Consider the following 22082-nt stretch of genomic DNA (forward strand, 5'->3'; position numbering starts at 1 on the left):
ACCATGCGAAATACCCACCGTCCCCTCACCACCGTGGCCCTGGCCCTGAGTCTCTTCATGGCGGCCCTGGAGGTGACCGTCGTGTCCACCGCGATGCCCACCGTGGTGGGAGAGCTGGGTGGCATCCAGAGCTACGCGTGGGTCTTCACCGCGTACATGCTGTCCTCCACCATCACGGTGCCCATCTACGGGAAGCTGGCGGACCTGTACGGTCGCAAGCCCATCATCCTGTTCGGCATCGGGCTGTTCCTCGCGGGCTCCATCGCCAGCGGGCTGGCGTCCACCATGGGGATGCTCATCGCCTTCCGGACACTGCAGGGCCTGGGCGCGGGGGCCATCCAGCCGGTGGCGCTCACCATGATTGGAGACCTGTACACGATGGAGGAGCGGGCCCGGGTGCAGGGGGCCTTCAGCGCGGTGTGGGGCGTGGCGGGACTGGTGGGCCCCCTCACGGGCGGGCTCATCGTGAAGTACCTGAGCTGGCACTGGATCTTCTTCATCAACGTGCCGGTGGGGATGCTGACCTTCGTGCTCATCGTCACCTTCTTCCACGAGCGGGTGCAGCGCAAGCCGCAGCAGTTGGACTACGCGGGCGCGGCGCTGCTGTGCGCGGGCGTGGTGGCGCTGCTGTTCGGCGTGCAGGGCGTGGGCATGAACCTGTGGGCCCTGCCGGCCGCGCTGGTGCTGCTGGTGGCCTTCGTGCAGGTGGAGCTTCGGGCCGCCGCGCCCGTCATCCCCATGGCCATCTTCAAGTCCCCCGCCATCGCCATCTCCTCCATCGCCGGAGCGCTCTTCTCCGCGGCGATGTTCGGAGCGACGACGTACGTGCCGCTGTACGTGCAGGCGGTGCTGGGCAGCTCGGCCACGGTGGCGGGCGGGATGATTACGCCGATGATTGTCGGCTGGCCGCTGGCGGCGGTGTTCGCGGGGAAGCTGCTGCTGCGCGTGGGCTTCCGGCCGCTCATCGTCGGAGGGCTGGGGCTGACGGTGGTGGGAACGACGTTGATGGCGCTCCTGCTCAAGCAGGACGCACCCCTGCTCGCGCTCCAGGTGTCGATGGCGCTGTTCGGCATCGGCCTGGGCTTCGCGTCCACGGCGCTGCTCATCGCGGTGCAGACGAGCGTGGGCTGGGAGCTGCGCGGTGTGGCCACCGCCAGCAACATGTTCTTCCGCACCATCGGCGGCGTGCTGGGCGTGGGGCTGATGGGCGGAGTGATGGTGTCGCGCCTGCTGGCGGACCCGCACATTCCCATCGAGGCCGCCAACGCGCTGCTCAGCCCCGAGCACGGCCACTCCGCCGTTCCGGAGGGGATGCTGAGGACCCTGAGCGGCGCGCTGACGTCGGGGCTGACCGTGAACTTCTGGCTCATCTGCCTCTTCACGGTGGGAGCCTTCGTCGCGGGCCTGTTCTTCCCCCGCGTCCAGCGCAACGCCGGCACGCCCGTCCCCGCCGAGGCCACCGTCGCGCAGCACTGAAGCGCGCGCGCCCTACCCGCCGCGCTTCGACTTCGCGGCCACCTCGCGCACCACGCCGATGAACGCGCGCAGGCCCGCGGGTACCAGCCGGTGGCTCGGGTAGTACAGGCAGAGGCCAGGGAACGGCGGCGTCCAGTCCTCCAGCACGCGCACCAGCCGTCCCGCCGCCAGGTCCGCCTTCACGGCCCACTCGGTGACATAGGCCAGTCCCCTGCCCTGCAAGGCCACCTCCCGCATCAGGTTGGCGTTGTCGAGCGAGAGCCGGCCCGTGACTTCCACGGACAGCGCCTGTCCCCGCTTCTCGAACTCCCAGTGGTAGTACGCGCCGCTGCCGAAGCGGTAGCGCACGCAGTCGTGCTCGGTCAGCTCGTGGGGTGTCGTGGGCTTGGGATGGCGCCGGAAGTAGGCGGGAGCGCCGACGACGACGAAGCGCTGGGGCGGGCCACAGGGGACACGGACCATGTCCTGGGGCACGGCATCCGACAGCCGGAAACCCGCGTCGTAGCCCCCGGCGACGATGTCCACCAGCTTCCCGTCCGTCACCACCTCCACGCGCATGCTCGGGTAGCGCTCCAGGAACTCCAGGAGGATGGGCGTGAGGATTTGCTGGGCCGCACCCTCGGAGGTGTTGAAGCGCAGCGTGCCCGTGGGAGAGTCGCGCAGCTCGTTGACGCTCTCCATCGCCTCGGAGATTTCCCGCAGCGCGGGCTGGACGCGTGAGAGGAACCGCTGCCCGGCCTCGGAGAGCGACACGCTGCGCGTCGTGCGGTTGAAGAGTCGCACGCCCATGCGCGCCTCCAGCGTGGCGATGGCGTGGCTCAGCGCGGACGGAGACATGCCCAGCTCGGCCGCCGCCTTGCGGAAGCTCTTGTGGCGCGAGACGGCGACGACGGCGTTCAGCTCGGTGAGACCCGCTTTGGGCATTGTTCGAATTCCTGCATCAAGGCATGCCGGTTCCAGTGGATGGCCTCAACAATAGCCGCCGCTACATTGCCCTCACCCAGGAACTTTCACGGGTGGGAGCAAGAGCCATGAAGAAGACCGTACTCATCACTGGAGCGTCCTCGGGCTTCGGCAAGGACACCGCGCGCCTGTTCGCGCGCAACGGGTGGAACGTCGTCGCGACGATGCGGACGCCCGCCTCGGAGACGGAGCTGAACCGGCTGGACGACGTGCTCGTCACTCGGCTGGACGTCCAGGAGCCGGAGAGCATCAACGAAGCCATCGCCGCCGGAATCGACCGCTTCGGGCGCATCGACGCGCTCATCAACAACGCGGGCTTCAGCCTCTTCGGCGTGTTCGAGTCGATTCCCCGCGAGAAGGTCCAGGAGCAGTTCGACGTCAACGTCTTCGGGGTGATGGAGGTGACGCGGGCCCTGCTGCCGCACTTCCGGAAGAACCGGGCCGGCGTCATCCTCAACATCAGCTCGGGGGCCGGCGTCTTCACCCTGCCGATGCTCTCCCTCTACTGCGCCAGCAAGTTCGCGCTGGAGGGCTTCTCCGAGGCGCTCTCCTACGAGCTGCTCTCGCAGAACATCGTCGTGAAAATCATCGAGCCCGGCGGCGTCACCACCACGAAGTTCGGCGACCGGTTGGGCGCCGAGGCGGGCCGCGCCACCCCGCCCCCGGACTACGCCTCCTTCGTCTCCGGCGTGAATGACATCTTCGCGAAGCTGCGCGCAACCCGGCTGGCCTCGTCCGAGGACGTGGCCCAGGCCATCTACGACGCCGCCACCGACGGCACGGACCGGCTGCGCTACGTGGCGACGCGCGACATCGAACCGCTCGTCCAGGCCCGTCGAGAGACCTCCGAGGCGCGGTACATCGACTTCATGCGCACCCGGTTCCTCCAGCGCCACGACGCACCGTAGAAACAGGGGAGGGAGCGTGCCCGTCGCGACACGCTCCCGCCCACAGTCGCTCAGTGGTGGTAGCCGGACGCCTCTTCCCGCGTCATCGGCGCGCTCACCGGGTGGCGCTTGAAGTGCTCGATGCAGGCGATGAGGTCCGTCACCAGCAGCGTGGCCAGGTCCCTGCTGACGCCGTGGCGCACCAGCACGCGCTGCACCACCAGGTCCTCGAGGTTGGCGGGCATGGGGTACGCGGGCACCAGCCAGCCGCGCTCACGCAGCCGGTCCGCCAGGTCGTAGAGGGTGAAGCCCGGATTCGTGCCGTCCTTCAGCTTCCAGCACACGCCGGGCACGCCGCCCCGGCCGTCGTAGACGATGTCGAACAGGCCAATCTGCTCAATGGCCTTCGCGATGACGTTCGCCGTGTCCGAGCACGACTGCTGCAAGCGCCGGTAGCCCTCCCGCCCCAGCCGGAGGAAGTTGTAGTACTGGATGACAATCTGCCCGCCCGGCCGCGAGAAGTTCAGCGCGAAGGTCGGCATCTCGCCGCCCAGGTAGTCCACGCGGAAGATGAGCTCCTCGGGCAGGTCTTCCTTGTCGCGCCACACCACCCAGCCGCAGCCCAGCGGCGTGAGGCCGAACTTGTGGCCGGAGGCGTTGATGGACTTCACGCGCGGCAGCTTGAAGTCCCAGACGACGTCCTGGTGGATGAAGGGCGCCAGGAAGCCGCCGCTGGCCGCGTCCACGTGGATGGGGATGTCCAGCCCGGTGCGCTTCTGGAGGCCATCCAGCGCGGCGGCGATCTCCTGCACCGGCTCGTAGAGCAGGTTGAAGGTGACGCCCAGCGTGGGCACGACGCCGATGGTGTTCTCGTCGCACAGCTTGAGCACCTCCTCGGGCGTCATCACCATGCAGCCCTGGGCCAGCGGCACCTGGCGCAGCTCCACGTCGAAGTAGCGCGCGAACTTGTGCCAGCAGATTTGAACCGGCCCGCAGATGAGGTTGGGCTTGTCGGTGGGCTTGCCTTCCGCCTCGCGCCGCTTGCGCCAGCGCCACTTGAGCGCGAGTCCGCCCAGCATCGCCGCCTCGCTGGAGCCAGTGGTGGAGCAGCCCATGGTGTTGGCCGCGTGCGGCGCGTGCCACAGGTCGGCGAGCATGTTCACGCAGCGCGTCTCGATTTCGGCGGTCTGCGGGTACTCGTCCTTATCAATCATGTTCTTGTCGAGGCACTCATCCATCAGCTTGTGCACCTGGGGCTCGGACCAGGTCTGGCAGAAGGTGGCCAGGTTCTGCCGGGAATTGCCGTCCAGCAGCAGCTCGTCGTGCACGACGGCGTAGGCGTGCTCGGCGCTGTGCTCCTCGTCCGGGATGCGATACTTCGGCATCGGGACGGACAGGTCCGGGGAGGCGTAGACGTCATCGTTCAGGCGGTCCCGGACTTCATCTTTGCCATGCAGGGGCATGTGTCTCTCCTCGCGGTGGTGCACGGTGAAGGCGTCACTGGGATGTGAGATGGCGTCACCCGCCCGGAAGGGCGTCGTCTCCGGGAGAGGGGCAGGCCGACGGGCAGCCGCCCGCTCCACCTGGAGGGTGCGGGTTGTCTCGAAGCCCCGTGTGGCCCGCGGGGGCCCTCTTCAGCGGCGCGAGCGTCGGGGCCGCTTCACCGCGCGCACCTTGCCGCTCGTGCCGCCGCCCGCGTAGAGGATGTCGCCCTTGTCGGACTCCAGCCCGGTGACGCTCATCCCCTCGGGCAACGTGAGCCTGACGAGCACGCGGCCGTCGGCCGGGTCGAGCCGACGGAGCTCGCTGGCGCCGTCTTCCAGGGTGCCGTGCCACAGCTCGCCCTCCGCCCACGTCACGCCCGTGACAAAGCGGGTGGACTCAATGGTGCGCAGGATGGTGCCCGTCTCGGGGTCGATGCGATGAATCTTCCGGCCGCGATACTCGCCCACCCACAGCGAGCCCTCGGCCCAGGTGAACCCCGAGTCACTGCCATTGCCCGGAGCAGGGAGCGTCTTCAACACCTGTCCCGTCTCGGGGTCGATCTTCCGGATGCGCCCTCCGCCAAGCTGGAACAGATGTCGCCCATCGAAGGCGGTCCCCGCGTCACACGCGACGGCGAGGGTGCGCACGGGTTCCCCACTCACCGGGTCGAAGGCGTGAAGCGTCTCATCGCTGGCGAACCAGACATGCGCGCCGTCGAACGTCACGCCGTGGACGCGCGAGGCACCCTCGAACGGGCCGTACTCCCGGAGGACCTCCGCTGGCTGTGTCTCCTCCACCTCGCTCCCGGTCTTGTCCATGTCCGCGCTCCTTCCCGTGCCCCTCGGGTCCGCTCTAACCAGGGAAAGTCGAGGTGGGGAGTAACAAGGTCGTCGTGAAACCACTGACGGGAGGAGCCACCCAGCGTCGCGCGCGGCCACGCCCCAGCACTCGGACCTGTCCGGCCTCCTCCAGCGCGGCGAGCGCCCGCTGCACGGTGCGCTGACTCGCCCCCAGCGCGTGCGCGAGCGCGGAGGTGGACCAGTGCTCACCGTCCGCGAGCAGCGCCACCACGGCCCCTCCCGCCCCCTCGACAGGCGGAGTGAGGACCCGGACCTCCACCGGACGCCGGGGAACCAGGACGAACCCACGCGGGGTCGCCTGGATGTCCGCCAGGTCGCGCGACTGCGTGCGCAGACGCCCCAGCTCCACGCGCAGCCGCGCGCGATGCGAGGCATTCACCCGCCGCGCCCCGAACACGTGCCAGACGAGCTCGTCGCGAGAGGCGTCACCCGGCCAGGCCTCGGCCAGCACCCGCAGGAGCGCGAACAGCACGGGGCGCGTGGACAGCGATACAACCCGCGAGCCCGAGCGGAACACGCGACGGCAGGCATCCACGACGAGGTGCTCCGAGCCGAGCAGCGACTCGACCTCGTCGAGCATGACGGGCCGCGCCTCGCCCCGAACGACGACGCGCGCGGCGGGGATGCTCAACACCCGGGCCGCCTGCTCGACCTCGGCGCCAAGCGCGGGGATGCGCGCCTGCCGGGCGGCGACGCGGGCGTGTTCGAGCGCGGTGCGGGCGGCGTGAATCTTCCCCCGACGCAACGCCACCTCGAACGACAGCAGCCGCGCGAGGGACGACTGCATCGAAGACACACCGCGCGAGTCGAGCCCGGCCAGCACCTGCTCGGCCGCCTCGACCCGACCCAACACCAGGGCATGCCGTGCCTGCAACAGGCGCGTGTAGCGCGCGTTCTCGGAGTCACCGTGGTGTTCGAAGGTTCGAAGCGCCTCGACGAGCAGGAGGTCCACCCCTTCGAAGTCGCGGGACGCGAGCGCCACCTCCGCCTCCGCGACGCCACAGCGCGCCCGTGCCAGGTCGTCTCCGGAGCCATAGGCGCGCGCGGCACGCCTCAACAGCTGCGTGGCCTTGGCGAACTCGCCCAGCTGCGCCATCGCGACCCCTCTCAGGGCCAACGCCGGTGCGTCCTCCCGGAGCGCCACACGCTGGAGCGCACCGAGCGGGTCTCCCTCACGAAGTGCTCGTGCCGCCCTGGTGACGAGCGCATCCATGCCGCGCATCCTCCAGCACCCCACCGGCGTTGGGAAGCCCGTCGCCTTTGTTACTCCCGGCCCGCGCCTCGTGCCCATTACGTCTGGAGTCCCAACCCCCGGGAGGAATCACATGACACCCGTCATGACGGAATCGAAGAGTGAGTGGCTCGCCGCACGCAAGGAGCTGCTGGCGAGGGAGAAGGCCCTCATGCGCATGAACGACGAGCTGAGCGCCACCCGCCGCGCCCTTCCCTGGCTGCGCGTGGCCGAGCCCTATGTGTTCGACGGCCCCGACGGACAGGAGACGCTGGCGCAGCTCTTCGCGGGCCGAAGCCAGCTCGTCGTCTACCACTTCATGTTCGCGCCAGAGTGGGAGGTGGGTTGCAAGAACTGCTCGTTCTGGGCGGACTCCTTCAACGGAGTCGTCGAGCACCTGGCGCAGCGGGACGTGAGCTTCGTCGCCATCTCCCGCGCGGCCCCGCCCAAGCTGCAGGCGTTCCAGCAGCGCATGGGCTGGCGCTTCAAGTGGCTGTCCTCCCAGGCCAACACCTTCAACTTCGACTTCAACGTGTCGTTCAGCCCGGAGGAATTGGAGCGCGGCGAAGCCGTCTACAACTACGGACCGCTGCGGGAGTCCAACTCAGACATGCCGGGCATCAGCGCCTTCGCGAAGGACGAACGCGGCGACGTCTTCCACACCTATGGGACGTACGGGCGCGGCATCGAGGTCATCAACACGGCCTACCATGTGCTCGACCTCGTCTCGAAGGGACGTGACGAGGGCGGACTGCCCTGGCCGATGCACTGGGTGCGCCTGCGAGACCAGTATGGCCGCTGACCCGGTGACACGCCGCCCCACCATGGGCGGGCCTGGCGTGTCGCTGGCCCTGGGGCTCCTGGCCACGCTCATCCCGAAGTGTCCCCTGTGCATCGCCGCGTACCTGTCGCTGCTCGGGGTGACGGTGGGCGTGGCCGGAGTCATCGGCTCACAGCTGCGCCTCGCGGGCTTCGCCGTGGCGGCCAGCTCCCTGGGCCTCATCCTCGTTCGCCGCGTGCGCGGTGCCCGGCGAGGTCGACGTGGAGGCCCGCGGGCGTGTCGAGCCGGTGAGCACGAGGATGCCCGCGAGAATCACCAGCAGGTGAATGGCCTCCAGCGAGTCGGAGAGCGGGTCGCCATTGCGCACGTGCGTGCCGATGGCTCCAAGCATGATGAGCAACAGGCCCGCGGCGCTCGGCCGCCGCCACCTGGGCAGCAGCAATCCCACCGCACCCGCGAGCTCCAGGGCCACCGTCGAGTAGTGCAGCCAGACAGGGAGCCCCGAGGCCACGAAGAACCGCCGCATGTCCGCATCGTGCGTGAGCTTCCCGATTTCGACCGAGAGGAGGGCGGCGGCCACCGTGACGCAGAGGCCGAGCACCATGGAGTCCCTCGCTGCCAGGGGGAAGGCATGGGCGCCTGACTTCGAACCCGCGGTGTGCCGCCGGGCCTGGACCGCGATGGCGACGAGCGTCGCGGCCAGTGAGACGCCGATGACGACCCAGCCACGGAAGAGCAGGACCCGAGCCGCGAGTCGAACGGCCGGCGTGCGTGGGAGCACGCCCGTCACCGACAACAGGGTGGCCGTCACGCCGGCGAGCCCCAGGGCAAGGCAGAGATGCAGGAAGCCCCTGCCCACCGTCGGCGATTGGAGGGGAGAGCGGCCGGCGGCGAAAAGGAGCAGCACGGCCAGCGTCGCCACACACGTCAGCAGCACGAAGTTCGCGGGGTCGTCCATGGAATGCCCTGCCAGGTCCGAGGAGGAACCACGACAGGACACCTGGCGCGAGGAAATACTCCCGCCGCGCGAGCGGGTGGCTCGAGCGCGGCGGGGATGAAACGAACGCCGCAGGCCTTACTTCACGCCCACCGCGGCCCAGCTCTCCAGCACCTTCGCGGCCTCGACGGAGTCCTTGCCGTAGAGGTCCTGCGCCGCCTTGTACGTGGCCTCCTTCGCCTGGGCGAAGTTGGTCTGCGGCGTCATGTAGAAGCTCAGCGCGCGGGAGTAGATCTTCAGGCCCTTCTCGATGCCGATGCCGTCCTTCACCTCGGTGCCGGAGGTGCGGTTCTTGCCGCCCTCGGACAGCAGGTAGAAGGCGTTGTTGGCGATGCCCGAGTTGATGTGCACGCCGCCGTTGTCCTGCGTGCCCTTGTAGCGCTTGGAGTAGTGGTCCGGCGACATGCCGTCGCTGGACGGGTCGCTCAAGTCGCGCAGGCCGTCGGTGGGGTCGCCGTTGTTCGGGGTGAACGTGTCCTCGCCCACCGTCCAGTCGAACTTCACCGCGTCGTTCGTCTGGCTGGCGTGCCACTCCACGCCCACGCCCATGATGTCGCTGAACGCCTCGTTGAGGGCGCCCGACTCGTTGCGGTACTCAAGGCCCGCGGTGCGCTCGGTGAGGCCGTGGGTGATTTCGTGGCCCGCGATGTCCAGCGTGGTGAGCGAGCCGAACTGGTCGCCGTCGCCGTCGCCGTAGTTCATCTTCTCGCCGTCCCAGAAGGCGTTGGCGAAGTCCTTGCCCACGTGCACGTCGGAGATGAGCTTCTCGCCCTTGCCGTCGATGGAGTCGCGGCCGAGCACGTCCTTGTAGAAGTCGTACGTCGCCTGGGCGCCGTACTGCGCGTCCACCGCGTCCTTGTTGCGCGCGGAGTCGGTCTTCTCGCCCCAGACGTTGTTGTCGTCGGTGATGGGGGCGTTGGTCGTCCAGTCGGTGTCCGGGTTGCGGTTGAGCGCGTCACGCGTCACCACACCGCCGCCGCGCGTGCTGTCCTCCAGCGCGTACTTGCCGTCCTTCGTCTGGGTGCTGCCGATCTCCACCTTGCCGCTGTACTGGGTGGTGTCGTCCGCCTTGCCCGTCGTGGTGGGTTCCGCGCCCGGCGTGGTGGGCTCGGTGGCGACGAGCGAGGGCTTCTTCGCGTGCGCATGGTCGGCGCCGTGCGCGTGGTTCCCCACGCCGCCCATCTGGTTGTACTGCTCCAGCACCTTGCCGGTGTTCGCGTCGACCAGGTAGTTCATGCGGCGCGGGTCCTTGCCCGGGCCCAGGTCGGTCGTGTTGCTCAGCTGCACGTGGTACGCGGCGCGGTACTCGCCGCTGGCGTCCTTGAAGATGACGCGCTCGGTGACGGGCTTGCGGTCCGTCGCGCCGCCGAACTCCTTCTGCGCCACGGCCAGCGCGTCCTTCTCGGACAGCTTGGTGGGGCTCTTGCCCAGGCCGGCGGGGATGGTCGCCACGTCGCCGGTGACGCTGTCCACCTTGCCGTCCGCCGTCAGGTGGCTCACCACCTGCTCGCCGAAGACGCGCACTCCCTCGCTCTTGCGGTCCATGCGCACGTGCGTCATGCCCAGGTCGTCCTGCTCCACCGCGCGCGGCGCGAAGTCCGCGGCGTTGACGCCCGGCTTGCCGGCGAGCAGCTGGGAGACGGTGGGCGCGCCCTGCTTCTGGAGGAAGTCCACCGTCGACTGGATGGCGGCCTTGCTGGCCTCGCTGTCCAGGGCCACGGGGCCGGACTTCACCGGCGGGGCCAGCGGGGCGGCCGGCTTCACCTGCGCGGGACGCACCGGCGCCTCGAACGAAGAGCCCCCGGCGAAGCCCACGGCCGTGTTCTTCACCTCGGTGGCGGCGGCGGGGCGCGAGTCAGCGGGACGCGTGACGGGAAGCTTCGGGAGGTCGGCGCGAATCTTCATGGTGGGGGTGCCCAGAGGTTGAAGTGCGGCTTACGTGGGTATTCTCGATTCTTGCGAGCCCAGGGTTGTGTCTCCGTGGGAGGAAAACGCACACACTTCCCGTCTCTGCGGGCAACCCCTTGGAATCACTGCCCGGGGACGGGCTGGGGACGTGCTGGAGCGGGTTGGACGAGGGCCAGCAGTTCGTCCACGGACCACTGGTCGTCCGCATGCTCGCCGTATTTCACGGCCAGGATTTCCCCATCGCCGCCAATGAGGAGGTCCGCGGGGAGCCCCAGGCGCCCTCCGGCCGGGAGCACCGGTGGCGCCGGGTGCCGGCCCGTGAAGAAGTCCCCGAAGCCGTTGACGAGCGCCCGGACCAGCCCGCCAAAGACCCGAGGATTCAGCAGCGCCCGGGGCGCGGCCTCCACTCCGTACTCCCGATAGAGGCGGCGCTGAGGGTCCCCCACGATGGCAAACGGGAGGGCCCCCTCATAGGTGCGCAGCTCCTCCGCGCTCGAGTGGAAGACGATGACCTCTTGAAGCCCCGCCGCCTTCAGCTCCTCGTGCCGCCGCGCCAGGGAGCGCAGGTGCAGGTGGCAGATGGGGCACCCGGCGAAGCGCCGGAATTGGAGATGCACCGTCAGGCCCGGCTCGGGGATGCGGACCTTCCCGCCGGAAATCGTCTCCAGCTCCCTCGCGGTAAACCGGTCCCCCATGGACAACTTCCTGCCTTCGGGACGCACCGACATCTTTCCTCCAGCGTAGGCGTACGTTGTACTCCTAAACTAAGAAGGTGCCCCTTACGCTGTCAACCGAATGCCCCGTCCCCGCTCGCTCACTCCGTCAGGCATCGCCGCCGCCGCGCTCACCGTCATCGACCGGGAGGGGCTGGACGCATTGACGATGCGCTCCGTGGCGAGCGCGCTCAGCATGGGCACCATGTCGCTGTACCGCTACGTCGAGGGCCGCGAGGCGCTGGAGTCGCTGGTGGTGGACACGGTGATGCGCGGCATCGAGCTGCCGGCGCCGTCATCGAGCGTGAAGTGGACGACGCGGGTGATGGGGTTGATGACGCGCGTGCGGGAAGCGGTGCTCCAGCACCCCGCCGTCGCGCCCTTGCTGCTCACCCGCCGCCACTCCACGACGGGAACGCTCGCGTGGGCGGAGGCGCTGCTGGGGCTGCTCACGGAGGGCGGCTTCGACGGCACGGCGCGCGTCATCGCGTTCCGCACGCTGGTGAGCTACGTGTTCGGCGCCGTCCAGTTGACGCACCTGGGCTCGCTGTCCGGCGAAGGCACCGCCGCGCTCGCGGAGCTGGACGTCACCACGTATCCGCTGCTCCGGGAGACCGCGCGGCGCGCCCAGAAGATGGCCCCCGAGGAAGAGTTCCGACGCGGCCTGGAGCTCATCCTGCGCGGAATGGAGGAGTCGGTGGCCCGCCGCTGACGCGGGCCCGCGCGAGCGTGTCACCCTCCGCGGGGGCGACACGCTCAAGGTGGCGACTTCAGGCGGTGGCGCGCAGCGGGAACGGCTGGTTGCTCGGGCCGGCCTCCCAGTTGTTGTAGCGGCCATCCCAGTACTGGACGGTGAGCTTGGAGACATCCACGCCGTCGAGGCAGCCCAGGTTGATGGAGCGGAAGTGGCCGCCCATCTCCTCGACGAAGCCTCCGCCGTAGCACTGGACGCCGCAGTGCTTGCAGAAGCGGCGGTAGTTGGGGCTGTCACCCACCCGGTACTCGCTCGTCTCGCTCTCGCCCTTGGTGACGCGGAACTGGCTGGGCGGAACCGAGGTCGTCGTGCCGCCCATCTTGGTGCAGACGGTGCAGTTGCAGCGGTTCACCGGCGCGGAGAGGTCGAACTCGGCCTCGAAGCGCACGGCGCCGCAGTGACAGCCGCCGACGTACGTCTTGAGGGTGGGGGACTTCTGGGGGGCGGTCTCGCTCATGGCAGGGTTCTCCTCGGTGCGGCGTGTTGATGGAGGGAGTTATGGACCCTGTCAGTGACAGGAGTATGTCAGGTTTCCGCGAGGCCCCCTGACCTTCGGGCCTGACGCAGCAGGTCGAGCCGCCCCTCACGTCACGGGCAACGCGGAATCACGCGCGCGAGCGGACGATGGCGCCCGGTGTCACTCCCAGGACCCGGCGCATGCACCGGGCCATGTGGCTCTGGTGGGAGAAGCCCGCCTCCAGCGCGACCTGCCCCGTGGGCATTTCCCCGCGCAGCAGCAGGGTGCGGGCGCGCTCCACCCGGCGCTGAATCACGTACTCGTGGGCGGGTAGTCCCGTGGAGCGCTTGAAGAGCGTCTTGAAGTGCGACGCGCTGACTCCCGCCACGCGAGCCAGTGACGCGAGGGCGAGGTCTTCGTCCAGGTGGTTCTCGATGTACTCGATGACCCGCTGGAGCTGGGACGCGGGAAGTCCACCACGCACCTCGGCCTCGGTCCGATACCTGGCCAGGAGCCTCGCCGCGAGCGCCAGCCCCAGGCTCTCCCGGTAGAGCAGCCCGTTGGGGAAGTCCGCGTGGTACTCCGCCTCCAGCGCCCAGGCGATGTGCTCAATCTGCTCGTCGCGGAAGTGGTGGCGCTCCTCCAGCCCCACCTTGTCCGGGTCCAACCCCATGTCCTCGGCGGCCATCCGCAAGAGCGAGTGGGGCAGCCGCAGGTCCACCGCGGTGCTCGCGTCATCCTCCACCCAGGTGTCCGACACGCCGGCGGGCATCAGGTTCAAATCACCGCGCGTGCGCAGAGAGCTGATCCGGCTGGAGTGACAGGCCACGCGGACGGGCTTGCCTGAATGGATGCTGATGAAGTGGTCCGCGCTGGCGGCGTGCAGCACGTCGCCCACACTCGTCACCCGCAGCTCGACACCGAGGCTGATTCGAGGACGTCGGCGCGCGTGCTCGCTCATGGCCCCCGAATATAGGGGGCACCGGCTTTTCGTGCTCCCGAAACATCCGCGCGTGCGCGACCCGCGCGGAGGCCGTCGGTATTCCTCTCCCACATCCAACGCGAGGTGGGCGCGAGCGGCCCCACCTCCAGGCAGGCGGTCGGGAGTCATGGACATGGGCAGGTACTCAGGGAAGAAAGCCGTGGTCACCGGAGGCACGGCGGGAATCGGGCTCGCGACGGTGAAGGCGCTGCTCGCGGAGGGCGCGGAGGTGCTGCTCACCGGGCGCAACGAGCAGGGACTGGACGCGGCGCGAAAGGAGCTGGGCCCCCGGGCGCACGTGGTGCGCTCCGACACGGCGAGCCTGCGCGATATCGACGCGCTGGCCTCGCTCGTGAAGGAGAAGCTGGGCGCGGTCGACTTCGTCCTCATCAACGCGGGCTACGCGAAGCTGCGGCCCTTCGACCAGGTGTCGGAGGCCGAGTACGACGAGACGTTCGGCATCAACACCAAGGGCGCGTTCTTCACCGCGCAGCGGCTGGTGCCTCACGTCCGGGAAGGCGGGGCGTTCGTCTTCACCACCTCGGTGGCGGACGAGTCCGGTCACCCGGGCATGAGCGCCTACTCGGGCGCGAAGGCGGCGGTGCGCTCGTTCGTGCGCGTGCTCGGCTCGGAGCTGTTGCCCCGGGGCATCCGCGTCAACGCGCTGAGCCCCGGCTTCACCAAGACACCCACGCTGGGCGTCAGCGGCGCCACGCCCGAAGAGGTGGTGGCCTTCGAGAAGGAGGGCGCGGAAATCACACCGATGAAGCGCATCGGCTCCGCGGAGGAGGTGGCGCGCGCGGCGCTGTTCCTCGGCTTCGAGGCGACATTCACCACCGGCGCGGAGCTGCCCGTCGACGGCGGCCTCTCGCAGCTCTGATTCGAGACAGGGAGACATACCAACATGAAGCCATCCATCAGTGTCATCGGCACGGGCCGCATGGGCTCCGCGCTCATCAGGGCCTTCCTCCAGAGCGGACACGCGACGACGGTCTGGAATCGCACGCGGGCCCGCGCCGAGCCCCTCGCGGCGCTGGGCGCGCGCATCGCAGAGAGCGTGCGGGACGCGGTGCACACCTCCGACGTCATCGTGGTGAATGTGAATGACTACGACACCAGCGACCACCTGCTCCGGCAGGACGAGGTGACGCAGGCGCTGCGAGGCAAGCTGCTCGTGCAGTTGACGTCCGGCTCCCCTGCCCTCGCGCGTGAGCAGGCGGACTGGGCGCGGCGGCACGGCATCGACTACCTGGACGGAGCCATCATGGGCACGCCGGACTTCATCGGCCTGCCCGAGGGGACGCTCCTGTACGCGGGCCCCACCGCGCTGTTCGAGAAACACCGGTCCACGCTGCTGGTGCTCGGAGGCAACACGCAGCACGTGGGCGAGGACGTGGGCCATGCGTCCGCGCTCGACAGCGCCCTGCTCGTCCACATGTGGGGCTCCCTGTTCGGCGTGCTGCAGGCCGTGGCCATCTGCCGCGCGGAGAAGCTCCCGCTCGCGACGCTGGCCACGTTCGCCAAGGCCCTCGCCCCGGTCGTCGACGGCGCCGTGGCGGACGTGCTCGCCCGCGTCCAGAAGGACACGCTGGGCGCCGACGAGGCGACCCTGGCCACCCTGGAGACGCACAACGTCGCGTTCCAGCACCTGCTGCACCTGTGTGAGGAGCGCGGCATCCACGACGGCATCCCTCGCGCCATGGACGCCCTCATCCAGGCGGCCTTGAAGGCGGGACACGGCCAGGACGACTTCGCGGTCCTCACCCGCGTCCTGCGCTGAGCGTCACGCGCCTCACCGAGGCGCGAGTCGAGGCGGAATCCCCTCCGCTCATCACTGCCGGTGAGGCATCGGCCGTCCGTGCATCCCATCCTCGCGGAGCCGCCCTCTTCATGACGCTTGCTGGTCCATGGACGGGGCGGTAGGGAATCGGGGCCACCACCACGAGCCAGGACCCCATGGCGCAAGAGAAGACCGCGGCCCCTCGTTCCCCCTCGAAGAAGGCGTCGACGGCTCCCGCCGTCCCGCTCGAGGTCTCCTGGCGGGCGCTGGAGCAGCAGTTCCGAGAGGCCCTGGGCCCGCGCGCCACGGGGCAGTACCCGGTGGACCTGGAGCCCCTGCACTTGACCTTCAAGCAGGTCCCCGACGTCACGGGGCTCCTGCCGGACACGTATCAGCGCTTCGTCGAGGCCGTGGGTTATGGCTGGCTCAACACCGGCAAGAAGGGCCTGGCCTTCCTGCCACCCCGCTGGCGCGCACGGGAGTCACAAGGCATGGGCGAGCCGGGTCGCGCTTGGGACCGGGTGCGCTGGGAACGAGAGGCGGGCCATCACGTCTACCGCTTCCTGATGTTCGCGTCCGAGGACCGCAACGACGTCAACGGCTACTGCTTCGGCAAGAGCGAGCAGGTTGACTCCCTCGTCATCTGGCTCGTGGAGGACAGCCTGCCCCTGCGGGAGGAGGGCCCCTTCGAGCCCTGGCTCGCCAAGAAGCTGGCGGCCCTGACCAAGGCCCTCGCGAAGCGCGGCGCCCGGCCGGAGCTGGGAGACCCGCTCGCGCTGGCGCAGGAGTCGCTCGGAATCACACCGCCTCCGCCACCCGCCTGACCCGGTGTTCCGGAACTGGGAAGCCACTTCCCAGGGTCGGGCAACCCGACACGCGGCGAGCACGGGCCTTCACTCGACGCGCCCTGGGAGAAGAGGCATGGCTCGACCCTTGCTTCGTGCGGGGAGCCGCAGCCTTCGCCCCGGAGGGGCCTTGTCCGACATCACCCAAGACCTTCGCCTCGCCCTGAGGATGCTCGCCCGGCATCCGGCGTTCACCCTCGTCGCGGTGCTCACGCTGGCCCTGAGCATCGCGGCGAACACCGCCATCTTCAGCGTGGTCAACGCGGTGCTGCTGTCGCCCCTGCCCTTCCCCGAGCAGGACCGACTGGTGCTGGCCTGGACGCGGATGCCGAGCACCCCTCGGTGGACCGTGGCGCCCGCCAACTTCCTCGACTGGCGCGCACAGGGCGACGTGTTCGACGAGCTCGCGGCGTTCTCCCGCCTCAGCCTCAGCCTGACAGGCGATGGCACGCCCGAGCGCCTGCGCGGCGCCAGCGTGTCCGCCAACTACTTCCAGGTGCTCGGCGTGCCGGCGGCCCTGGGCAGCGCGTTTCAACCCGTCGAGGGGGAGACAGGGCCTCGCCACGTCGTGGTGCTGAGCCACGCGCTGTGGAAGCGCCGCTTCGGCGCGGACCCTCGCATCATCGGTCGTGACGTGCGCCTCGATGACCGCGGCTACCAGGTCGTCGGAGTGATGCCGGAGCGATTCACCCTGCCCGGCATCGGACCGCAGACGTCCACGCCGGCCGATGCACCCGAGCTCTGGGTTCCCGCGCCGTCGCACGACATCCCGCAGCTCGGCTCGGATGGGACGCTGGACCTCAGCCAGTCCCGAGACACCACCTACCTGCGCGTGCTCGGACGACTGAAGCCCGGCGTGACGATGGAGCGCGCGAGCGCGGCGATGAGCGCCGTCGCCCAGCGGCTGGAGCAGGAGTACCCCTCGAGCAACCTGCACTCCGGCATCACCCTGGTGCCCCTGCGCGAGCAGATTCTCGGCGACGTGCGGCCTGTGTTGTGGGTGCTGCTGGCGGCGGTGGGGCTGGTGATGGCCATCGCCTGCGCGAACGTGGCCAACCTCTTCCTGGTGCGCGCGGCGGCGCGGCGGCAGGAGATGGCGGTGCGCGCGGCGTTGGGCGCGAGACGCGGACGGATGATGCGTCAACTCCTCACGGAGAGCGTGCTGCTCGGCCTGCTCGCGGGCGCGCTGGGCCTGCTCCTCACCGTCTGGGGAATGGACAGCCTGCTGAGCCTGGTGCCGGCGGAGCTGCCCCGGCTCGACGAGGTTCGCGTGGACGGATGGGTGCTGGCCTTCGCGCTGTGCATGTCGCTGGGCACGGGGCTCCTCTTTGGCCTGCTGCCCGCGCTCCAGGCCTCGCGTCCGGACCTCGACGGAGTGTTGCGACAGGCGGGTGGAGGAAAGCTCGTGGGCGGCGGCCGTTCGCGCGGCGCGCTCGTGGTGGGCGAGGTGGCGCTGGCGGTGGTGCTGCTCATTGGCGCGGGACTGTTGCTGCGCAGCCTGTCGCGCCTCCAGGACGTGGACCCGGGCTTCCGCGAGGAATCCGTGCTCACCTGGACCCTGGAGCTGCCGAAGGAGAAGTACCCTGACGAGGCGCGACAGGGGGCCTTCTTCCAGCAGGTGGTGGAGCACGTGTCGGCGCTCCCGGGCGTCCGGAGCGCGGGCGCGGTGACGGACCTCCCGCTGGGAGGCGCCAACATCTGGTTCGACCTGGACATCGAGGGACGTCCGGCGCCTTCTCCCCAGGAGCGCGCGAGCGTGGGCTTCCAGGTCGTCACGCCGGGATACTTCGAGTCGCTGGGCATCCCCGTGCGCCAGGGCCGGGACGTGACGAGCACCGACACGAGCAAGTCGCAGCCCGTGGTGATGCTGAACGAGACGGCCGCGCGGCTCCACTTCCCGAAGATGGACCCGGTGGGCCAGCGGATTCGCGTGGGGGACGCGGAGACGCCCTGGCTCACGGTGGTGGGCGTGGTGGGCGACGTGCGGTACGACGGCCTCACCAAGGAGACCCGACCGGAGGCCTACCTGCCCGCGCTCCAGCGCTCCCTCTTCCTCATGTCCTTCGTCGCCCGGACGGAGGGCGAGCCGATGGCGCTGGCCGCCGCGGTGCGCTCCGTCGTGGCCTCGCTGGACAAGGACCTGCCCGTGGGCGTGACGCTGACGATGGAGCAGCGCGTGGCGGAGTCCACCGCGCGGCCTCGCTTCGTGTCAGTGCTCGTGGCGGTGTTCGCGGTCCTCTCGCTGCTGCTCGCCAGTGTGGGCCTGTCCGGCGTCATGGCGTACACGGCGCGGCAGCGCACGCGGGAGATTGGCATCCGCATGGCGCTGGGGGCGCAGGCCTCGGACGTGCTGCGCATGGTGCTGGGCCAGGGCCTGCGGCTGGCGCTCGGGGGGGTCGCGCTGGGACTCCTCGGTGCCTGGGGACTGACGCGCGTGTTGTCCAGCCTGCTGTTCGGCGTGAGCGCCACGGACCCCGTCGTCTTCGGCTCGCTGTCCCTGCTGGTGGCCATCGTGGCCCTGCTGGCCACCTGGCTGCCCGCGCACCGGGCCACCCGGGTGGATCCGCAAGTGGCCCTGCGAAGCGAGTGAGCGCTGAGAGTCCAGCACTCACCCTGCCCGTGAAGGAGGTGACGCCACGGAGCGCTTGAGGCCTCGGGGGCAGTCGTTAGATTGCCTCGCATGGCTGACAACTTCGACCCCATCGACAGTGCGCGCGCGAACATGATTCTGGAGAGCCTCCTCGACACGCCGTTCAGCGAGGACGACGACCACCTCCAGTTCCTGCTGCGCCAGGGGAACCTCACCGTCGAGGGGGACTTCGAGATGGAGCCCAACGAAGTCGTCATCGTCGTGGGGAACCTGACGGTGACGGGCTGCCTCGCGGACCAGTTCTACAACGAGGACGACTTCTCCAAGGTGTACGTCCTCGGGAACCTGAGCGCGCGGGACATGGTCTGCGGCTCGGAGGTTCGCGTGACGGGGAACCTCACGGTGGAGAACGTGCTCTACGCCAACTCGTTCGACGTGGACACCCTGGGCGTGAGCGGGAAGCTGAGCGCGAAGGTGTTCATCGAAGATGGACACCAGGTGGAGTTCGGCGCGTTCGAGGTGGGCACGCTCATCTCCGACGACGAGACATGGCGCGAGGTGAAGCCGGAGGCCGTCATCGGCGACTTCGAGACGGTGCTCCAGGACCATGTCCTCAGCGAGGACGGCAAGGTGGTCCTCGGCGATGCGCTCCATCAGGAGCTGAAGGCGGGCCGCTCCGTCCTGCGCTGAGCGGCCCAGGCGCGGGACTCAGGGCGCGTCGGGGAGCGCGTACTCGAACACGTAGGTGTGGCCACCCTTCTCGTCGATTTGAATCTGCATCGAGCCGGTGAGCCCCTTGAGCTCATCCGTTCCGGAGTCGGGGACGACGAGGATGGAGAGCTCGGGTGCGCCGCGCGTCATGCGGCCGGTGTGATGGATGGAGAAGCTGCCCTTGCGGCCCTGGAGGCTGCCGGTGACGCGCTCCAGCGCGACGTAGGCGCCCGACTTGCCGTCATCCATCGTCGCGAGCATCTGCCCCACGCCCGTGCCCTCCAGGTCGCCGTGGTACCGCTTGTCGATGGACATCCGGCCGATGGGCGTCGCCGCCGCGCCTTCGTCCGGCGCCAGGGGCTTCACCTTGACGTCGAAGGGTCCCTGCACACGCTTCGTCATGTTCGTCTCGCTCCCTGTCCGTGGGGAAACCGTGGCCTGACTGCCCGCGCAGCCCTGAGCGAGCACGGCGCCGAGCACCCACGTCCACATCATCGTTCTGGCCTTCATCATGGATGGCCCCTCATCGAGTGGCCCATCCAATACCGGTGCCTGCGCGCCGCCGATTGCAAAAACGCGACACGCCGACAGAATGCGCGCCGGTGAGTCGCCCTCGCATCGATGCGCCCCGTGGAGTCCTTCAGCGCCCCGCCCCCGAGGGCAGGATTGCGCACGAGCGCTTCGCGCCCTCGGCTGACCTGGAGGCCTTCGTCCAGCACTTCTGGACGGTGCGCTGGGACTTGCGCGGGGAGCCGCCGCTGCTGGCGGAGACCCTGCCCCACCCGTGCGTGCACGTGGTGTTCGAGCGGGGACAGGCGCGCATCGCGGGAGTGCAGTCGCGCCGGTTCCGCCGCAGGCTGCAGGGCCAGTCCCGGGTGTTCGGCATCAAGTTCCGTCCCGCGGCCTTCCAGCCCTGGCTCAAGGCCCCGCTGTCGCGCCTCACGGACCGCACGGTGAGCCTGCGGTCCGTGTTCGGACGGGAGAGCATCGCGCTCAAGGACGCCATCCTCGCGGAGCCGGACGTGCGCCGGTGCATGACGCTGGCCGAGGACTTCCTGCGGCCCCGCCTGCCGCTCATGCCCGAGTCCATTGCCCGGCTGAGGGATTTGGTGGAGCGGCTCGCGGTGGACACGACGCTCACGAGGATGGAGCAGGTGGCGGCGCTCGCGGGGCTGGAGCCGCGCAACCTCCAGCGGAGATTCAGCGCGGCCGTGGGCGTGAGCCCCAAGTGGGTCATCCAGCGTTATCGCCTGCATGAGGCCGCCGAGCAGCTCGCGCGACCCGATGCTCCCGACATGGCGAGCCTGGCGCTCCAGCTCGGCTACTTCGACCAGTCGCACTTCATCCGGGACTTCAAGGCGCTCGTCGGTCGCGCGCCCGGGCAGTACGCCGCCCAGGCAGCGGCCGCGCGTGGGAAGCGCGCTTCCCGATAGACACCTGTCCCATCACCCTGCATTCAGCATCGGGCAGCATCGCCTCTACTCCAACAGGCAATGAAACAGCGAGGCGAGCGTGGAGTGCCCCTGCGCCACTCCCCGCCCGCCCCGCCTTGCTTCACGTCAGAGGAGCGCCGCCCCGGGCGGCGGGCTCCCCGGCCGTCACTGAAACAACAGGCAATAGGTGTCGAGCCCGTAGAAGTCCGACGGCACGAACGGGTTCCACGTCTGCCGCACGAAGTAGAGGTGACGCCCGTCCACGCTCAGCGACGGGTGGAACTCATCCTTCTCCGTGTTCACCGCCGGGCCCAGGTTGATGGCCTTGGTGAAGCGGCCCCCGATGTTGATGCTCGCGTACAGGTCTCCCAGGCCATGGCCCTCCGGCCGGTTGAGCGAGGCGAAGATGAGCACACGGCCGTCCGCGGAGATGTGCGAGTTGTACTCCCAATAGTCCGGGCTGTTGACGCCCGTGCCCAGCTTCTCCGCGGGCGCATAGCCGGGGCCACGGCGCTCCGCGCGGTAGATGTTGAAGTCCGAGTCGAACGTGCCGCTGGCGAAGTACACCGTGCCATCACGCGTCGCGCTGACGTAGAGCTCCTGACGGTCCGAGTTCACGTTGGGGCCCAGGTGTTGCGGCGTGCCCCAGCTTCCATTCGCCTGCTTGTGCACCACCCACAGGTCCGAGTCCGCGCGCTCCTCGGTGCCCGTCACGGGACGGGTGGACGAGAAGAACAACGAGTTGCCATCCGGCGTGAGGAACGGGTCCGTGTCCAGGTACGTGCCGGAGAAGGACACCAGCTGCCCCGGGGTGAAGTGGCCGTTCACCTTGTGCGTCTCGTAGATGGCCTGGAACGGCGCCTCCGCCGCATCCACGTGGTAGTACGCCGTGTTGCCGTCCGCGGAGAGGGTGAGCCGGTACTCCGAGCGGTCCGGCAGGGAGACCTCTCCCGGAGCGAAGATGCTGCCGCCCGCGGGGCAGGTCAGGAACCGCAGCGAGTCGCTGGACACCTCATGCGCACCAAGCGCCTCCGCCACCTTGGCGGACTCCGGCTCCTGCGCGGCGCACGCCATCGTCATGGAGGACATGGCGACGAAGAGGCCCAGAGACCACGACTTCCCAGCGATGAAACGATTCATGCGACGTCTCCTTGTGATGGAGACACAGTCGCCCGGCCTCCCGAGACTCGCGATGGAGTTGTGACGAACGGAGGAGGTCCTGGGGCGAA

21 protein-coding genes are annotated in these 22082 nt (G+C 69.3%); 10 read left to right on the forward strand and 11 right to left on the reverse strand.

Annotation, left to right across the window (positions count from 1 at the left end; genetic code table 11):
- Positions 1 to 3 precede the first annotated feature (3 nt).
- Positions 4 to 1476 carry an MDR family MFS transporter gene (locus LZ199_RS35780; RefSeq protein ID WP_253998267.1) on the forward strand — a complete coding sequence of 491 codons (1473 nt, stop codon included), beginning with the start codon at positions 4 to 6 and terminating at the stop codon, positions 1474 to 1476.
- 12 nt (positions 1477 to 1488) lie between these two features.
- On the opposite strand, the gene LZ199_RS35785 is transcribed toward LZ199_RS35780, so the two are convergent.
- The gene (locus LZ199_RS35785; protein WP_253998268.1) at positions 1489 to 2400 is read right to left on the reverse strand and encodes a LysR family transcriptional regulator; all 912 of its coding nucleotides are present in this window, start codon (positions 2398 to 2400) and stop codon (positions 1489 to 1491) included.
- A gap of 107 nt (positions 2401 to 2507) precedes the next feature.
- Here LZ199_RS35785 and LZ199_RS35790 point away from each other — a divergent pair, with 107 nt between their 5' ends.
- On the forward strand, positions 2508 to 3347 hold the full coding sequence (locus LZ199_RS35790) for an SDR family oxidoreductase (protein ID WP_253998269.1): 840 nt from the start codon (positions 2508 to 2510) through the stop codon (positions 3345 to 3347).
- 50 nt (positions 3348 to 3397) lie between these two features.
- Here LZ199_RS35790 and LZ199_RS35795 read toward each other — a convergent pair whose 3' ends face one another.
- The 3 genes from LZ199_RS35795 to LZ199_RS35805 all read right to left on the reverse strand — a co-directional run bounded on the left by LZ199_RS35795 (position 3398) and on the right by LZ199_RS35805 (position 6884).
- Entirely contained in the window at positions 3398 to 4789 is a 1392-nt protein-coding gene (locus LZ199_RS35795; protein ID WP_253998270.1) for a glutamate decarboxylase, read from the reverse strand.
- A 171-nt stretch (positions 4790 to 4960) separates the two neighbouring features.
- The gene (locus LZ199_RS35800; protein WP_253998271.1) at positions 4961 to 5629 is read right to left on the reverse strand and encodes a Vgb family protein; all 669 of its coding nucleotides are present in this window, start codon (positions 5627 to 5629) and stop codon (positions 4961 to 4963) included.
- A 34-nt stretch (positions 5630 to 5663) separates the two neighbouring features.
- Positions 5664 to 6884, reverse strand: coding sequence for an HTH domain-containing protein (locus tag LZ199_RS35805; RefSeq protein WP_253998272.1), 1221 nt, complete (start codon positions 6882 to 6884; stop codon positions 5664 to 5666).
- Between the two features lie 124 nt (positions 6885 to 7008).
- Here LZ199_RS35805 and LZ199_RS35810 point away from each other — a divergent pair, with 124 nt between their 5' ends.
- Positions 7009 to 7704, forward strand: coding sequence for a DUF899 domain-containing protein (locus LZ199_RS35810; RefSeq protein WP_253998273.1), 696 nt, complete (start codon positions 7009 to 7011; stop codon positions 7702 to 7704).
- Positions 7705 to 7852: 148 nt separating this feature from the next.
- On the opposite strand, the gene LZ199_RS35815 is transcribed toward LZ199_RS35810, so the two are convergent.
- The 3 genes from LZ199_RS35815 to LZ199_RS35825 all read right to left on the reverse strand — a co-directional run bounded on the left by LZ199_RS35815 (position 7853) and on the right by LZ199_RS35825 (position 11283).
- Entirely contained in the window at positions 7853 to 8641 is a 789-nt protein-coding gene (locus LZ199_RS35815) for a DoxX family protein (RefSeq protein WP_253998274.1), read from the reverse strand.
- Positions 8642 to 8758: 117 nt separating this feature from the next.
- Entirely contained in the window at positions 8759 to 10585 is a 1827-nt protein-coding gene (locus LZ199_RS35820; RefSeq protein ID WP_253998275.1) for a M4 family metallopeptidase, read from the reverse strand.
- A gap of 125 nt (positions 10586 to 10710) precedes the next feature.
- Positions 10711 to 11283: a peroxiredoxin-like family protein gene (locus LZ199_RS35825; protein WP_253998276.1), complete on the reverse strand. Its 573-nt coding sequence runs from the start codon at positions 11281 to 11283 to the stop codon at positions 10711 to 10713.
- A gap of 100 nt (positions 11284 to 11383) precedes the next feature.
- Between LZ199_RS35825 and LZ199_RS35830 the strand changes: the two genes are divergently transcribed.
- A complete protein-coding gene (locus LZ199_RS35830) occupies positions 11384 to 12013 on the forward strand; it encodes a TetR/AcrR family transcriptional regulator C-terminal domain-containing protein (RefSeq protein WP_253998277.1) in 630 nt (209 codons plus the stop codon).
- A gap of 58 nt (positions 12014 to 12071) precedes the next feature.
- Here the strand turns inward: LZ199_RS35830 and LZ199_RS35835 are convergent, their stop codons facing one another.
- Together LZ199_RS35835 and LZ199_RS35840 are read right to left on the reverse strand one after the other, a co-directional pair.
- The gene (locus tag LZ199_RS35835) at positions 12072 to 12512 is read right to left on the reverse strand and encodes a GFA family protein (RefSeq protein ID WP_253998278.1); all 441 of its coding nucleotides are present in this window, start codon (positions 12510 to 12512) and stop codon (positions 12072 to 12074) included.
- A gap of 148 nt (positions 12513 to 12660) precedes the next feature.
- A complete protein-coding gene (locus LZ199_RS35840; RefSeq protein WP_253998279.1) occupies positions 12661 to 13473 on the reverse strand; it encodes an AraC family transcriptional regulator in 813 nt (270 codons plus the stop codon).
- A 154-nt stretch (positions 13474 to 13627) separates the two neighbouring features.
- Between LZ199_RS35840 and LZ199_RS35845 the strand changes: the two genes are divergently transcribed.
- From LZ199_RS35845 to LZ199_RS35865, 5 genes are all read left to right on the forward strand, one after another.
- Positions 13628 to 14374: an SDR family oxidoreductase gene (locus LZ199_RS35845; protein WP_253998280.1), complete on the forward strand. Its 747-nt coding sequence runs from the start codon at positions 13628 to 13630 to the stop codon at positions 14372 to 14374.
- Between the two features lie 24 nt (positions 14375 to 14398).
- Entirely contained in the window at positions 14399 to 15274 is an 876-nt protein-coding gene (locus LZ199_RS35850) for an NAD(P)-dependent oxidoreductase (RefSeq protein ID WP_253998281.1), read from the forward strand.
- 176 nt (positions 15275 to 15450) lie between these two features.
- Entirely contained in the window at positions 15451 to 16098 is a 648-nt protein-coding gene (locus LZ199_RS35855; RefSeq protein ID WP_253998282.1) for a hypothetical protein, read from the forward strand.
- Between the two features lie 151 nt (positions 16099 to 16249).
- Positions 16250 to 18709 (forward strand): ABC transporter permease, encoded by a 2460-nt coding sequence (locus tag LZ199_RS35860; protein ID WP_253998283.1) that lies wholly within the window; start codon positions 16250 to 16252, stop codon positions 18707 to 18709.
- A gap of 90 nt (positions 18710 to 18799) precedes the next feature.
- Positions 18800 to 19399: a hypothetical protein gene (locus tag LZ199_RS35865; protein ID WP_253998284.1), complete on the forward strand. Its 600-nt coding sequence runs from the start codon at positions 18800 to 18802 to the stop codon at positions 19397 to 19399.
- Positions 19400 to 19417: 18 nt separating this feature from the next.
- Here the strand turns inward: LZ199_RS35865 and LZ199_RS35870 are convergent, their stop codons facing one another.
- The gene (locus LZ199_RS35870) at positions 19418 to 19933 is read right to left on the reverse strand and encodes a DUF3224 domain-containing protein (RefSeq protein WP_253998285.1); all 516 of its coding nucleotides are present in this window, start codon (positions 19931 to 19933) and stop codon (positions 19418 to 19420) included.
- An 89-nt stretch (positions 19934 to 20022) separates the two neighbouring features.
- On the opposite strand from LZ199_RS35870, the gene LZ199_RS46820 reads away from it, so the two are divergent.
- Positions 20023 to 20853 carry a DUF6597 domain-containing transcriptional factor gene (locus LZ199_RS46820; protein ID WP_253998286.1) on the forward strand — a complete coding sequence of 277 codons (831 nt, stop codon included), beginning with the start codon at positions 20023 to 20025 and terminating at the stop codon, positions 20851 to 20853.
- Positions 20854 to 21018: 165 nt separating this feature from the next.
- On the opposite strand, the gene LZ199_RS35880 is transcribed toward LZ199_RS46820, so the two are convergent.
- Positions 21019 to 21993: a TolB family protein gene (locus LZ199_RS35880; RefSeq protein WP_253998287.1), complete on the reverse strand. Its 975-nt coding sequence runs from the start codon at positions 21991 to 21993 to the stop codon at positions 21019 to 21021.
- Between the last annotated feature and the right edge of the window lie 89 nt (positions 21994 to 22082).

It is taken from the genome of Myxococcus qinghaiensis (assembly GCF_024198215.1).
GTDB classification, from domain to species: domain Bacteria; phylum Myxococcota; class Myxococcia; order Myxococcales; family Myxococcaceae; genus Myxococcus; species Myxococcus qinghaiensis.